The organism is Eubacterium sp. 1001713B170207_170306_E7, assembly GCF_015547515.1.
GTDB lineage: Bacteria > Bacillota > Clostridia > Eubacteriales > Eubacteriaceae > Eubacterium.
In genome coordinates, this window is record NZ_JADMVE010000002.1 from 430,731 (window position 1) to 444,676 (window position 13,946).

At 52.1% G+C, this 13,946-nt stretch carries 10 protein-coding genes; 7 read left to right on the forward strand and 3 right to left on the reverse strand.

The window, feature by feature from the left end:
* Positions 1–60 precede the first annotated feature (60 nt).
* The 3 genes from I2B62_RS07325 to I2B62_RS07335 all read left to right on the forward strand — a co-directional run bounded on the left by I2B62_RS07325 (position 61) and on the right by I2B62_RS07335 (position 2,198).
* Positions 61–237: a hypothetical protein gene (locus I2B62_RS07325; RefSeq protein WP_195268335.1), complete on the forward strand. Its 177-nt coding sequence runs from the start codon at positions 61–63 to the stop codon at positions 235–237.
* A 1-nt stretch (position 238) separates the two neighbouring features.
* Complete coding sequence (locus I2B62_RS07330) at positions 239–661, forward strand: DNA-directed RNA polymerase subunit alpha C-terminal domain-containing protein (RefSeq protein WP_195268336.1); 423 nt, start codon at positions 239–241, stop codon at positions 659–661.
* A 1,042-nt stretch (positions 662–1,703) separates the two neighbouring features.
* Positions 1,704–2,198, forward strand: a complete 495-nt coding sequence (locus I2B62_RS07335) for a hypothetical protein (RefSeq protein ID WP_195268337.1) — start codon at positions 1,704–1,706, stop codon at positions 2,196–2,198.
* A 31-nt stretch (positions 2,199–2,229) separates the two neighbouring features.
* On the opposite strand, the gene glpK is transcribed toward I2B62_RS07335, so the two are convergent.
* Genes glpK through I2B62_RS07350 form a run of 3 tightly spaced genes read right to left on the reverse strand, consistent with a single transcriptional unit; the run spans position 2,230 to position 5,849 of the window.
* Positions 2,230–3,723, reverse strand: a complete 1,494-nt coding sequence (glpK, locus tag I2B62_RS07340; RefSeq protein WP_195268338.1) for a glycerol kinase GlpK — start codon at positions 3,721–3,723, stop codon at positions 2,230–2,232.
* Positions 3,724–3,734: 11 nt separating this feature from the next.
* Positions 3,735–5,270: an amidohydrolase gene (locus tag I2B62_RS07345; RefSeq protein WP_195268339.1), complete on the reverse strand. Its 1,536-nt coding sequence runs from the start codon at positions 5,268–5,270 to the stop codon at positions 3,735–3,737.
* Between the two features lie 3 nt (positions 5,271–5,273).
* Positions 5,274–5,849, reverse strand: coding sequence for a glycerol-3-phosphate responsive antiterminator (locus I2B62_RS07350; protein WP_195268340.1), 576 nt, complete (start codon positions 5,847–5,849; stop codon positions 5,274–5,276).
* Between the two features lie 257 nt (positions 5,850–6,106).
* Here I2B62_RS07350 and I2B62_RS07355 point away from each other — a divergent pair, with 257 nt between their 5' ends.
* From I2B62_RS07355 to addA, 4 genes are all read left to right on the forward strand, one after another.
* A complete protein-coding gene (locus tag I2B62_RS07355; protein WP_195268341.1) occupies positions 6,107–6,328 on the forward strand; it encodes a DUF6290 family protein in 222 nt (73 codons plus the stop codon).
* The gene (locus I2B62_RS07360) at positions 6,321–6,596 is read left to right on the forward strand and encodes a type II toxin-antitoxin system RelE/ParE family toxin (RefSeq protein ID WP_195268342.1); all 276 of its coding nucleotides are present in this window, start codon (positions 6,321–6,323) and stop codon (positions 6,594–6,596) included. Before I2B62_RS07355 ends, I2B62_RS07360 begins: the two co-directional genes overlap by 8 nt.
* A 120-nt stretch (positions 6,597–6,716) precedes the next feature.
* A complete protein-coding gene (locus tag I2B62_RS07365) occupies positions 6,717–10,088 on the forward strand; it encodes a PD-(D/E)XK nuclease family protein (RefSeq protein WP_195268343.1) in 3,372 nt (1,123 codons plus the stop codon).
* On the forward strand, positions 10,075–13,647 hold the full coding sequence (gene addA, locus I2B62_RS07370) for a helicase-exonuclease AddAB subunit AddA (protein WP_195268344.1): 3,573 nt from the start codon (positions 10,075–10,077) through the stop codon (positions 13,645–13,647). Before I2B62_RS07365 ends, addA begins: the two co-directional genes overlap by 14 nt.
* The last annotated feature ends 299 nt before the right edge of the window (positions 13,648–13,946 follow it).

Below are 13,946 nucleotides of genomic sequence, written 5' to 3' on the forward strand. Positions count from 1 at the left end.
TAGGGTGCCCCGGTTAATAATTTTTAAAACGCGCGCTGTTTTAAGAAAACAGGCGGAATCATGGAAATTATTATGGGAAAGAACTTCATAATTGATATAAATAAAGAAGAAAGCGGAGAATGTAAAGGTAAATTAACAAAGATAGAGGAACAAGAAATTTTAGATGATTTTAACTTACTGGAAATGATTAAAATGATCGATAATAGTTTGGAAAAAGATAAAACGGAAGGTGGTTAAAATGAAGTGCTCGTTTTGTGGCGGTCATATGCTGCGCGGGATAAAAGTTAGGGTTGATTCAGGTATCTGGTTGGACAAACAATATATTACGCAATTTGATAATGCGAATGACAATGATAAGCTGAAATTGCTGGGAAAATGTGGAAAGCTAAACAATCAATTAAAGATAAAAAGGCAAGTGACATATTATTGTGAACAATGCGGTCATTGTGTTGAAATAAATACGAAAAGACCTGAAGATGCAGAATTGGCATCAATCAAGATGCCCAAGTATATTTTTAATTCTTTGTTCCGAGCACAAATTTATACATTGGAAGAATTATTCGCAATAAAGGAAGATGAATTGAAGCGCATTCGTGGAATTGGTAATAAAGGAAGTAAATACATACAGAAGATACTGGAATATCAGTCTAATAGGGATTAGGTATTAAGGAAATCCATCAACCAGGGTATTGGCGAGAATACAAGTCGAATGTATTGCCGCGAATACCTCGATTAACAATATTAGAAGGTATTTGAACCATCAAATATAGCTGTTATATGATTATTACACATTCATCACATAGCTCCCATACACGGAATTATGAAAAGATATCGATGATCTTTTCAGACAGGTCATTAACAGCTAACATGGAAAGGAGAAGGTAGAAGTAAATGCACGTTGGCATCTGTGCTTTTGTTTAAGAGCACAGATGCGGGTGTGCGGGTAAATATCAATATTTTTGCGATTTTTAAACACACCTTAGACACTTCTCTTTTGTAATCAGGGAATCATCAGATTTCCGGAGGTCTACACCTCCATGACCGGGGAATACACCAGCTCCCCGGTCATACATTTTTATTGAGTAAAAAATGATTTTAGATGAAATAATTGATATTATCAGGTACGTACCTGTTAATATATCCTACCTTATTTTTGCGGCCAAGCGCCGTGTATACTGCGGAAAAGCGCCAAATTTTTCGCAGTATTTTTTTTCGTAATAAAAATAGAATAAGTTTAATTTTCAGAGAACTGTTATTTATGCTCAAAAAACTGTCGTTTGTGCAATAAATGATTTTTCAGCCACGAGTTTGATATAATTAAAATAAGATAAATAATATGTTCTGAACGGGATGCTGAGTCATTCCACCTGGAAACTGGAGGCTGCGCACCTTCAGTTTCTTTTTTTATCGTCAATCAATACAAAGAGGTAAAATATGAAGCGCGAGCAGCCATTCTGGAAAGGGCCATCGCCAGCTATAAGGAGGTGCGCGTTATCCATCCAGACGGATGCGTGAAGCCCGTCTGGTCGAGCTTGAATGGCTGAAACGGAACGGCCGTTAACCGGGAGGATGCTGTCAAACGCTTCAACCAGCTGTAAAAAACCGTAAATAATGTTCGATAATGGTAAAACGCGGGGGCCTGTATTGATTTGAGTGTGCTTCTATTATAGAATGAAAAAAACATGGCTTAAGGGGGCAAAAGCATGCGGAAAAAACAGATGGTTCTGCTTGTCACGGCACTATTTTTCATGGTGACGATCGGAGGCTGCGGCGGCGGGGCTGAGACGCAGAGTGACCTGGAGAAGATGGCGGAAAGCCTTTACGCCTCTCCGGCAGATAGTAATAAAACCTATACCTTTACGACTGGCGGCGTTGTTAAGCTTGGCGAGATGGAGGACGTGAGCGGGCAGAAATCCGGCCGCAATATCTATGACGACTGTCTGAGAATTACAATGGCGTGCGACCTGGAGCAGGCGCGGGTTTTCTTTGATTTGGCTGAAATCACAGCAGTCAATGAGGACGGCCAGACTTATAACGACAGCACTTTTTTTATCAATGGGGATGAAAAGTCGTGCGCGCTGACCATTGAATGTCCAACAGAAGAAAAGGTAAAATATATTACCATTGATTCGTTTAAACCGAACTTTGACGGTGATAAAACAAAGCTTATCTTTGAGAGAAAGAATGCCGGGACGTAACCTTTTGTTACCTCCCGGCATTTTTCGGTAGTTATCGTTTCAGCCAGCCGCCTGCGCGTTCAATGGCGCGGTTCCAGTTAAAGCAGCGTTCCTCACGCGCTTCTTCTGAGATCGCCGGCTCAAAGCTGCGGTCGATTTTCCAGAATTTGGAAATTTCTTCGATGGAATCCCAATAGCCAACCGCCAGTCCGGCGGAGTAGGCAGCGCCGAGACAGGTGGTTTCTGTAATGACGGGCCGTTCAACGGGAATCCCCAAAATGTCAGCCTGGAACTGAAGCATAAAATCGCTTTTGGCGCCGCCGCCGTCGGCTCGGAGCTTTTTAAGCGGAATGCCGGCTTTGCGTTCCATGACCTTAAAGGCGTCTCTTACCTGGAAAGCCATGGATTCCAGAGCGGCTCTGGCAATGTGGTGCTTGGTGGTGCCGCGGGAAATGCCGATGATGGTGCCCCGGGCATAGGAATCAAAATAAGGTGCGCCCAGGCCCACAAAAGCCGGAACGAAGTAAACGCCGGCTGTGTCGTTCACCTGTCTGGCAAGCGCTTCAGCTTCGCCGCTCTTTTCGATAATATTGAGGCCGTCCCGCAGCCACTGGATCGCGGCGCCGGAGACATCCACCAGGCCCTCCAGCCCATAATCAACCTTTCCGCCAATGGACCACAGGACAGGGGAGAAGATCCCATCGGAAGGCGGGATATACTCATCGCCGGTATTCATGAGAATAAAGGAACCGGTGCCGTAGGTGTTTTTGGCCATGCCTTTTTCAAAGCAGGCCTGGCCCAGCGTGGCGCCCTGCTGGTCGCCGATGAGCCCGGCAATGGGGATTTCAACGCCGTCGAACAGCTCTGGGGCGGTGGTGGTATAGATTTCGCTGGTACTGCGGATTTCCGGAAGAATGCTTCGTGGGATTTCCAGTTCGTTCAGGATGCTTTCGTCATAATTGAGGGTTCTGGCGTTTTGAAGCAGGGTGACCGCGCTGTTTGACGGGTCGGTGACATGCACCCTGCCGCCGGACAGCTTCCAGGTGAGCCAGGTATCAATGGTTCCGTAAAGCAGACGACCTTCGTCCACACCCTTGCGGATTTCAGCGTTGTTTTTCAGCTGCCAGTGGATTTTGGTGGCGGAGTCGTTGGGGATGATGGTAACACCCGTGCGGTCTTCGATGGCCGGCCCGTCCTTTTCGATCAGGGCCTCGCAGATCGGCAGGGTGCGGCGGTCCTGCCAGACGATGGCACGGTCTGCGGGGATTCCGGTGTTCTTATCCCAGAATACGGTGGTTTCACGTTGGTTGGTAATACCGATGCCTGCAATGTTTTCGGGTTTGAGGTGCGCTTCCGCTATGGCCTGACGCATCATTTTCAGGGTGATTTCATAAATCTCCATGGCGTCATGCTCTACCCAGCCAGGCTGTGGAAAATACTGTGTAAATTCGCTGTAGGCCGAGGAAACGATATTGACATCCTGGTCAAAAATGATGGCACGGGTGCCGGTGGTGCCCTGGTCAATGCCTAAAATATATTTTTTCATTAGAATCTCCTTTATTTTTGATAGACAATTTTTCCGTTTTTAATGGTCATGCACACCTCAAGCGCTTTGAGCTTATCAGGGGCTGTGGTGTAAGGGTCTCCAGACAGAACGGTGAGATCCCCCAGTTTTCCGGGCGTGATGCTGCCCTTTTGATTTTCCTCAAAGGCGCAGTAGGCGGCGTCGAGGGTAAACATCCGAAGTGCGGCCTGAATGTCCACACTGTTTTCGGGATAGGACTGGTTAACCGCCGCGTGGAGGCCTAAGACAGGGTCCATGGGGGTGACGCCGGAATCTGAGCCGCCCCCTACGGGAATGCCGGCCTTCACAAAGGTGGAAAGCGGGTATCCCCGGCGTTCCCGATCATCGCCGAGCCGGAGGTTATACACGCTGCCCGGGCCGCCCCGCAGATAGGTAAAAGAGGGCTGGGTTGAGATCACAACGCCAAGACGGGCGGCGCGCTCGATATCGCGGGCGTCTGGAAATCCAAAATGCTCGATTCGGAAGCGGTGGTCTGTACACGGGCAGAGTGCCAGCGATTTTTCCAGGCAGTCCAGCACAAAGGTGACAGCGCGCTGGCCGATGGCGTGAAAACCTGCCTGGAGGTGGTTTTGATGGGCGTTTGTGATGTGGTTGACCACAAAGTCCTCTGTAAAATAGATCTCGCCGCAGGTATCCGGCCCATCGGTGTAAGGCGCTTTAAAAGCGGCAGTCCTTGAGCCGATGGAGCCGTCGAGCAGCAGATCGGTTCCGACAGCGGGCAGGCCGTAATCCAGAATATTCTGAAGGTTTTCGGTATCCCAGTAGAGGCGGATATCGAGGGGGAAGCGGCGCTGGTTTTCCAGAAAAACAGGAATATCCTTGTCCGAAAACATATCGCCGCCCTCCATGGCGTGAATGGTGGTAATTCCCTTTTTAACCGCTTCTGAGGCCGTGTAGTTCAACATATCGGCCCGCTGGGCGTCAGTCATTTTCTCATAGAAATAAGAGCGGGCCCTGCCGTTGGCCTTGTCGTGCAGCCGTCCGGTAACCTGGCCGGAGGCATCCTTTACCAGGCCGTGCTCGGTTCCGTCAAAGCCGATCTCGTTAAAGGCCAGGGTATTGACCAGCGTGTAGTGCAGTCCGCGGTCCACAATGTAGACGCCGCGGTCTGGGACAACAGCGTCAATTTCCGCCGCTGCCGGCGGCCGTTTTTCAGCCAGACGGGATTCGTCGAGCCGGGTGCAGTAAACCCACCCGGAAGCCCTGTCCTTTGAGGCTTCCCGGATTTTATCAAGCACGTCGGCGATGGAAGCGCAGTCGTACAGATCGACGCCAATGGCGTTGAGTCCGGTGCCCATGACGTGCACATGGCAGTCGTGGAGCCCAGGTATCACGGTTTTTCCCTTTAGGTCAATGCAGTAAATCTGCCGTTCCCCGGCCAGCCGCCTGATATCCTCGGATCGGCCGATTGCGGTAATCCTTCCATTTTCAATGAGAACCGCGTCACAGAAAGAAAAATGATCGTCCATGGTGATGAGGTTTCCGTGTATAAGGGCCAGATTGCCCATTTGTTAATCCTCCTTTGATTTTATATGCCACAGTGCTTTTTCACTGGTGGTAACGCCTTCCAGCCCAGCCATTAAGAGCAGGTCCAGCTCCTCTGTGCTGGCGCAGAGGCCTCCGCCGAGTAAAGGGCAGCCCGTTTCGGATTTTATCTGCCGGATAATGCGGTGTGGCAGAGAGGAAGGCATGAGCAGAGCGAAATCGGGTGTGTTTTCATTTACGGCGCGCACCGCGCTGGCAACTGCGCTGCTGTCAATGATAAAAAGCCCTAAAACAGCCAGCATTTTTTCGTTTTGTATGGTGCTGATACAATGAAGCCGGGTCGTGTTGACAGCGTCGACACCCATGTTGGCAAGGTAACGGATGCCGCTGCGGTCAGCACTCAGGCCGCTGATGGAATCGTGGTGCACCATGATTTTTTTACGCTTTTCATGGACTCGGCGGACAATATTGGGCAGGGTATTGATATCGCCAAGCTTTACCATGACCCAGGGATCCGCGTAGCTGTCCAGAAAGGCCACAAGATCAGCGGTGTTGGTAATGGCCGGAATAACAGCCGGCAGGGGTATTTGCAGGTTTGACACTTTTAACGCCTCCATAAAATGAATACAAAAAATCCGCATCACACCCTGCTGTCTCTTGAGCAAGGCTGCAATACGGATTTATCTCATCTGCACAATCCTAACGTATTCTTTTTTTCATTGTAGCGGATTTTTTAAACGTTGTCAAGCCTTTTGGAAATGGACCGCCGCAGGATGGCGCTTTGGGCTAAAAACTTAAGTTATCTTGACAAATATCAGTAATCGTAATACAATGTATTACATGAAAGGGGTGAAGCACAATGGCGGTATCATTAAGACTAAACAAAGAGGATGAGGCGTTGATTCGAAACTATGCGGAGATGAAAAATCTGTCGGTTTCCGAGGCCATTCGTCAGGCGGTCATGGAAAAAATCGAGGACGAGTTTGATTTAAAGGTTTATTATGAGGCCATGGCGGAATATAAAGAAAATCCGGTGACCTACACCCTGGACGAAGTCGAAAGAGAGCTGGAAATTGGCTGAGAAATATCATGTTGTTTTAACTGAAAAGGCGAAAAAAAGCCTGAAAAAGCTTGACAGGCATACCGCGCTTTTAATTACGGGCTGGTTAAGAAAGAATCTTGAAGGCTGCACCAACCCTTATCAGTACGGCAAGGGTCTCACTGCGAACCGGAGCGGGCAGTGGCATTATCGCATCGGCGGTTACCGTCTGGTCTGCGAGATTTCAGAGCAGACGATCACTATTCTTGTTTTAAATGTGGGACACCGAAAAGAAATTTATAAACGTTAGAAAATCAAAAGAAATCCCGGGGTGTAACCAGAAGTTACCTCCCGGGATTTTTTAGGACATCCCTAATCTTAAAATGGTATAATAAGGCTGCCTGTAAAATTGACTGCGCGGAGGTGCAAAGTGCGAATCAGATTAATTGTCGGCCGTAAAGGCCGCTGTCATATTAATAAAAGCGACTATATTTATGAGGAGATCGGAGCCCGGCTGCAGCGCGGCCGAAGTAAAATGTACCTGCTGGTGCCGGAGCAGTTTACCCTGGGGGCGGAGCGGGAGCTCATGGCCTACAACCGGCTGCCGGGGCTTTTGGGCGCGGACGTGCTCAGCTTTAAGCGTCTGGAATACCGGATTCTCAGCGAGGTGGGCGGCATTGCCAAAACCTTTGTGGATGAGCACGGCAAACAGATGCTTTTGCAGAAGAGCATCCGTGAGGTGCAGAAGGACCTGACGGTTTACGGTAAAAGCGCGGGCAAGCTGGGATTTCTGGAAAATATCTGTGAATTTATCAGTGAGCTTAAACAGAGTGAGATCATGCCTGAGGATCTGGAAAAGGCTGAGGCCGATGTGGGCGAAGGGCGGATTCTCAGCCAGAAGCTAAAGGATATTCGGAAGATCTACGCTGCCTATGCCGGGCTTTTGTCTGAGGAGCGCATTGACGATGACGACCGGGCAAAGCTTTTGTGCGCCCAGATTCCAAAATCCGATTATCTGGACCGGTCCCTGATCTGGATCGATGGGTTTCACACCTTCTCCAATCAGGATTTTCGGATCATCGAGGCGCTGGCGGCCAAGGTGGACTGTATTACCATGACGTTGACCCTGGATCCGGATCAAAACGCGCCGGATGCCTCAGCCTTTTATGTGCCGGGGGAAACCATGAAGCGCATCGAGAAAATCGCCAATGATCTGGGCTTTGAGGCGGAGATTGTCAATCTGGAAAAGGCGGTCCGCCCGGTATCCTCGGGTCTGGATTATCTGGAGCGCAGTCTCTTCGCCCTGCGGCCCCGGCCCTATGAGCAGAAGCCCGGGGATTTGGCCGTGGTGCAGTGCAAAAACATCTGGAACGAGGTGGAAAAGGGCGCCCAGAAAATTGTGGAGCTGGTGCGGGAGCGCGGCTACCGCTATCAGGACATCGTGGTGCTGGCAGGCGATATGGAAACCTACGGCGGGCCCATTAAACGGGCCTTTTCGGAGTACGGCATTCCCTTTTTTATGGACGATGTGAAAAAGGTCACGGAGAATAACTTTCTGGAAGCTGTACTGGCCGCCCTTGAGACCAACCGGAGCCATTACGCCTACGAGGATATGTTCACCTTTGTCAAAACCGGCTTTGCGCCCATTACGCCAGCGGAGGCTCAGGAGCTTGAGAATTATGTGATCGAGTTCGGTATCCGCGGCAGCGGCTGGGAAAAGCCCTTTGAGCGTGTGAGCGCCAATGCGGCCGTGGAGCTGGAGACGCTGAATGCGAGCCGTGAGCGGCTTATGGCCCCGTTTATGGCGCTGCGCAAAAGCCTGAGAAAAGCCAGAACCTATGCGGATAAAACCAGAAGCCTGGTGCGCTTTCTGGAGGATATCAAGGCGTCCGCAACCATCGACAGCCTGAGCGAGGCGCTGCGGGAGCGGGGCGACTTTGACAGCATGGGCCTGTACAACCAGATATGGAACATCCTGATGGAGGTGTTTGATCAGATCAACAGCACCATGGGCGATGAAAGCGCCACTTTGGAGGCATATATTTCTGTGCTGAGCGGCGGCTTCCAGTCCTACACAGTAGGCGTGATTCCCAGCCGCCAGGATGTGGTCAGCATCACCGACCTGATGCGCAGCCGCCATTCGGAGATGAGAGCCCTGCTGGTCTTTGGCATGAACGAGGGCGTGATTCCCAAAAACAACCTTTCCTTTAACCTTTTATCAGAGCGTGAGCGCAATCAGCTGCGCCAGAAGGAGATGGAGCTTCAGAATAACAGCGATTTCAGACGGGCGCAGGAGGATTTTGCCATCTACAGCCTTTTCGCCGCACCGGGCGATTATTTGTATCTTTCCTATGCCATGGCCGACGCCGAGGGCAGCACCATACCGGTATCGCCGCTTATCCCAAGGATACAGGCGGTTTTTCCAAAGCTGACGGTTCAGAGCGCGCTGGAAAACAGGCCGGAAAGAGAATGGGAGGCTGTGGCCACCCCGAGGGGGACCATGAGCAGCCTTATCGGCCATCTGCGCGAGCTGCGTTATGGTAAGGGCGGGGCAGTGCCTGAGGCGACAAAGCGCCTCTGGCAGACCGTTGGTAAATGGTATGACCAGGACGCCCATTATCACACCGCCTTCCGGCAGATCCAGGAGGCGCTGGATTACGACGGGGTGGATGACCGGCTGAGCCAGGGGCAGGCCGTTAAGCTCTTCGAGCCGCCCATCCAGGCCAGTGTATCGCGTCTGGAGCTCTACCGCAAGTGCCCCTTTTCTCATTACGTGGAATACGGTTTAAAGCCGGTGCCCCGGCAGGCGTATGAGGTGGAGCCGCCGGACATCGGCACGGTACTGCACCACCTCATAGATGAAATCTATAAGGAGGCTGAGCGTGAGCAGGTTTCCGTCAAGGAGCTGAGCTCAGAAAAAACCGATGCCATGGTGGACGCCATTCTGGACGAAACCCTGCCGCAGGTAAGGCATCAGGTGTTTAACAGCACGGGGCAGTACCAGTACCTCGGCCGCAAGCTGCGCCGGGTAAGCAAGCGCACCGTCCGTGTGCTGGTGGATCATATGCGCCGCGGCGCCTTTGATTTTAAATACAGCGAGCAGCAGTTCAGTCAGATTTTAAGGCTGCCGAGCTTTGACGAGACCGTCAGGGTGCGCGGCGTCATCGACCGCATTGATGTGTACCAGCGCGAGGGCGATGCCTTTGTGAAGGTCATTGACTACAAATCCGGTAACAAGACGCTGAACCTGGCGGAAATCTACTATGGCCTGTCCTTGCAGCTGGCTGTGTACATGGAGGCCGGGCTGGAGATTCTGGAGGGAGACAACCTGATACCGGGCGGCACCTTCTATTTTCACGTGGACGATCCCATGCTCCAGGTGAATAAGCTGGACCCTGAGACGCTGACCGCCGCCCTCAACGATTCCTTTAAGCTCAACGGTATCTATCTGGATGATCCCCGTTTTACCAAGGCCATGGACGCAGAGGCTGACAAGGATTCGGAGGTCATCAGCCTGAAATCCCGGAACTCCAAGCTGAGCCGCGATGAGTTTGAGGATTTGCTGGGCTATGTGAAGCGTGTGATCATCGAGATGACTGAGCGGATACTGGGCGGCGATATTGCTGTAAGGCCCTATAAGAAAGGAAAGGAAACGGGCTGTGAGTATTGCCCTTACAAGGGCATCTGCCAGTTCGATGAGAGCATCGGCAAGGCATCTTATGATGTGTTGCGCACCAGTATCCCGAGGGATGAGTTTATCGATAAAATAAAGGAAGGAGGAAACAGCCATGAAGTGGACTGAGGATCAGCTGAAAGCCATTGAGACACGCGGGAAAAACCTGCTGGTATCCGCGGCGGCCGGTTCAGGCAAGACGGCGCTGCTCATCGAGCGTATCCGCCGTATTGTGGTGGAGGAAAAGACCAGCGTGGACGCCCTGCTGGTGCTTACCTTTACCCGGTCTGCGGCGGCAGAAATGAAAGAACGGCTGAGTGCCGCGCTCATGGCAGAGCTTGAGAAGGAAGGCGTGGACTCGGATTTTGTCATCGCGCAGATCAGCCGTCTGGGCGCTGCCGCCATCTCGACCCTGCACGCCTTTTGCAGCCGCCTGGTCAAGGATTATTTTCAGGAGGGCGGCATTGACCCAGACTTTAAGCTGGGCAATGAGACCGAGCTGTCCATCATGGTTCAGGAAGCCCTGGAGGCCCTTTTTGAGGAAAAATACCAGGAAATACCAGAGGGTGGGGAAACGCCCTTCAGCCGTCTGGTGGATATGTTTACCGGCAACCGGGACGACCGGGAGCTTAAGAGTCTGGTGGAGAATTTTCATTATTTCCTTGTGACACAGCCGGATTCCGAAAAATGGTGTGTGCGCGCCCTGTCCTATTTTGGAATGGACGCCGAGAGCTTTTGGAAAAGCCCCTGGGGCGGGGAGCTGGACAGCCTGATCCGCACCGATATGGAGGGAGCCTATGAGCTGCTGGAAAACGCTTATGCCCTGTGCAGAGACCATGAAGGCTTTGAGAAAACCGCGGCTCAGCTTCAGGAGGACTTCTTCGCAGTGGGGCTTGCCATCGACGCGCTGGAGGAGGGTTATGATGATTTCCGGCATGCCCTTTCCGGCATCCGCTTTGCCCGCTACAGCGGCAATAAAAAGGCGAACGCCGAGACCAGTGACCACATCAAGGAGCTCAGGAACGAAGCCAAGGGCATTATTCAGGGGCTGCAAAAACGCCTGAATCTGGACCTTTCAGAGGCATTGGCGCAGCTTTCAGAAATGCAGGAGCCCATGGCCGACCTGGTGGAACTCACACGGGATTTTCAGAAAAAATATCAGCTTAAAAAGGCGGAGAAAGGCCTGCTGGATTTTAACGATCTGGAGCAGAGCACCCTGCGCATTTTAAACAATCCCGCCATTGCCGCCGAGGTGCGGGAGCAGTACGAGTACGTGTTTCTGGATGAGTACCAGGACACCAACGATATGCAGGAGGCCATCATCAGGCGGATCGTGCGGGACGACAACTATTTTATGGTTGGGGATGTCAAGCAGAGCATTTACCGTTTCCGTCTGGCCGACCCGACGATTTTTATTGGAAAATACCATGCTTTCAGCCAGGAAACTGACGCGCTGAACGACCTCATTACCCTGAGCCAGAACTTCAGAAGCTGTCAGGGCGTGGTGGACGGCGTCAACGGTGTGTTCGAGGCCATTATGAGCCCGGCGCTGGGCGAGATTGAGTACGACGACCGTGCGCGGCTTTATAAAGGACTGGATAACGAGGGCCCCTATGTCAAAACCCAGGTGCACGTCATCGAGAATAAAACGGACGAGGATACCGACCCGGTCGTGGGTGAGATGCCCGCAGTGGAGATGGAAGCCCGCTTTATTGCAAGAGAAATACAAAGCCGGGTAGGCAAGCCGGTCTTTGACACCAAAACCGGCGAAGAACGCCTGCTCCAGTACCGTGACATCGGGGTGCTCATGCGGTCTGTGGCCGGACGTGGCGATGTCTACGCCAAAATCTTTTCAGAGCTGGGGATACCCGCCTATTTTGACGGCGGCGAGCAGTATTACGAATCCATGGAGATCGGTGTGGTCATGAATCTTTTAGACCTCATTGACAACCACCATCAGGATCTGCCGCTGCTCAGCGTAATGACCTCGCCCATCGGGGATTTTAACACCGAAGAATGTACCGAGATCCGCCTGTTTCAAAAGGAGGGCAGCTACTACGCGGCCGTGGAAAAATACCGCGACATGCGGCAGGACGCTCTGGCCGCCAAGCTGGACGCCTTTTATAAAAAGCTGGACGCGTGGCAGTGGGATTCACGGGTCATGGACATCGAGGATTTTCTGTGGAAGCTGTATCTGGACACGGGCTATTACTATTTTGTGGGTGCTCTGCCAGGCGGCGAGCAGCGGCAGAACAATCTGCGGGTGCTCCTGAAGCGCGCCGGAGACTATAAGCGCTCCACGCTGCGCGGTTTGTTCTACTTTATCCGCTTTATCGAGCGTATGAAAAAGCACAAGTACGATATGTCGCCGCCGGGAGTGCTCAGCGAGAGCGAAAATGTGGTGCGTATTATGACGATCCACAAGAGCAAGGGGCTGGAATTTCCAGTGGTTTTCCTGTCCGGCACCGGCAAGCTGTTCAACAAGCGCATCCGGAACCGGGATATCCTGTTCCACAAGGACCTGGGGATCTGCCCGGACTACATTAATCTGGAGCTGCGGGCCAAAATGCCCACACTGGCCAAAAACATCTGCCTTGAAAAGAACGAGCTGGAAACCCTGTCCGAGGAAATGCGCCTGCTCTACGTTGCCATGACCCGGGCCCGTGAAAGTCTGGTGGTGGTGGGCATGGTCAAAAACCTGGAGTCCAAACTGACAGCCTGGTCAGGACCGGGGGATCTGTATCACCTGAAAAAAGCGGGCGGGCTTCTGGACTGGATCATGCAGGCGCTTTTTAAAAACAGCGTACCGGAAATTGTCGAGGAAGAAAAACGTCGGAGTCTGAGCCTGCCAAACTACGCAGTGTATTTTTACACCGCGGAGCAGAGTCTGAAGCACCATATCTCAGAGGACACAGTGGAGGAGCTCATCGAGGAGCCGCCAGCACCCTCGGAGGCCCTGTGGCAGGAGGTCTGCCGACGTCTGAGCTACCGCTATCCCTTTGCCGGCCAGCAGGAGCTGCCAGGCAAAATGACCGTCACCGAGGTCAAACGGCTGAGAAACCAGGCCGAGGCACTGGGGGTGCCGGAAATTCCGGAACGTGTGGCGCTGCCCTCCTTTATGATGGCCGACGCCAGGGAAATTACCGGCGCCGAAAAGGGCACGGCCCTGCATTTTATGATGCAGAGCCTGCCTCTTGATAAGCTGCGCACTGTGGCAGAGGATACCGGAGCCTTTGAGCAGCTGCTGAAAGATGAGCAGCAAAGGCTTGTCACCGAACAGCTGCTGCTGCCGGAGCTGGCAGAAACCATTGACCTTGGGGTGATCCGCGGGTTTTTCCAGTCTGAGCTGGGAAAACGCATGCTGGCTGCCAAGCGTGTGCGGCGGGAGGTGCCCTTTAATTACCAGTACGATCCCAGAAAGGTTCTGCCAGACTGGCAGGACGCCGGCGCGCCGCTGGTGGTGCAGGGGATGATTGACTGCTGCTTTGAGGAAAATGGAAAATGGATTCTGTTAGACTATAAGACCGACCGCTACTTTAACGAAGCCGGCCGGCAGCAGCTCATCGACCAGTACCGTCTCCAGATCAATTTCTACGCCGAAGCTTTGGCCAACCTGACCGGCATGCCCGTGGCCGAGCGGATTCTCTGCCTGGTGGCCATGGGTGAGCAGATAAAGGTGGAGCGGTAAAAGACAGGGCGTAAAAAAACGTTACGTCCTCAAACTGTCAAAAAAGCGGCGCAGTCCGAGGCTGCGCCTTTTATCCAGATAAGAAAAAAGCCCAGGCGCTGCGGCAAACGGCTGGGAATCGTGTCGCTTTTAAAGGAAAAACCGGACACTGGAGAGATCAGGCGACTGCTTTATTGAGGAAGATGCAGATGTAAGGACGGTGTCCGCAGGACATTTTTTCTTCCTTAGGTAAAAGGCTCCGTCTCTTGAATTTTTGTGACACGCTGAGGGCGTCACGAAACGTTACGTCCTCAAACTGT

What these genes read in the sequence shown, in the direction of transcription:
- I2B62_RS07325 (WP_195268335.1), top strand. Translation starts at nt 61, where the DNA reads ATGGAAATTATTATGGGAAAGAACTTCATAATTGATATAAATAAAGAA.
- addA (WP_195268344.1), top strand. Translation starts at nt 10,075, where the DNA reads ATGAAGTGGACTGAGGATCAGCTGAAAGCCATTGAGACACGCGGGAAA.
- I2B62_RS07355 (WP_195268341.1), top strand. Translation starts at nt 6,107, where the DNA reads ATGGCGGTATCATTAAGACTAAACAAAGAGGATGAGGCGTTGATTCGA.
- I2B62_RS07330 (WP_195268336.1), top strand. Translation starts at nt 239, where the DNA reads ATGAAGTGCTCGTTTTGTGGCGGTCATATGCTGCGCGGGATAAAAGTT.
- I2B62_RS07335 (WP_195268337.1), top strand. Translation starts at nt 1,704, where the DNA reads ATGCGGAAAAAACAGATGGTTCTGCTTGTCACGGCACTATTTTTCATG.
- glpK (WP_195268338.1), bottom strand. Translation starts at nt 3,723, where the DNA reads ATGAAAAAATATATTTTAGGCATTGACCAGGGCACCACCGGCACCCGT.
- I2B62_RS07345 (WP_195268339.1), bottom strand. Translation starts at nt 5,270, where the DNA reads ATGGGCAATCTGGCCCTTATACACGGAAACCTCATCACCATGGACGAT.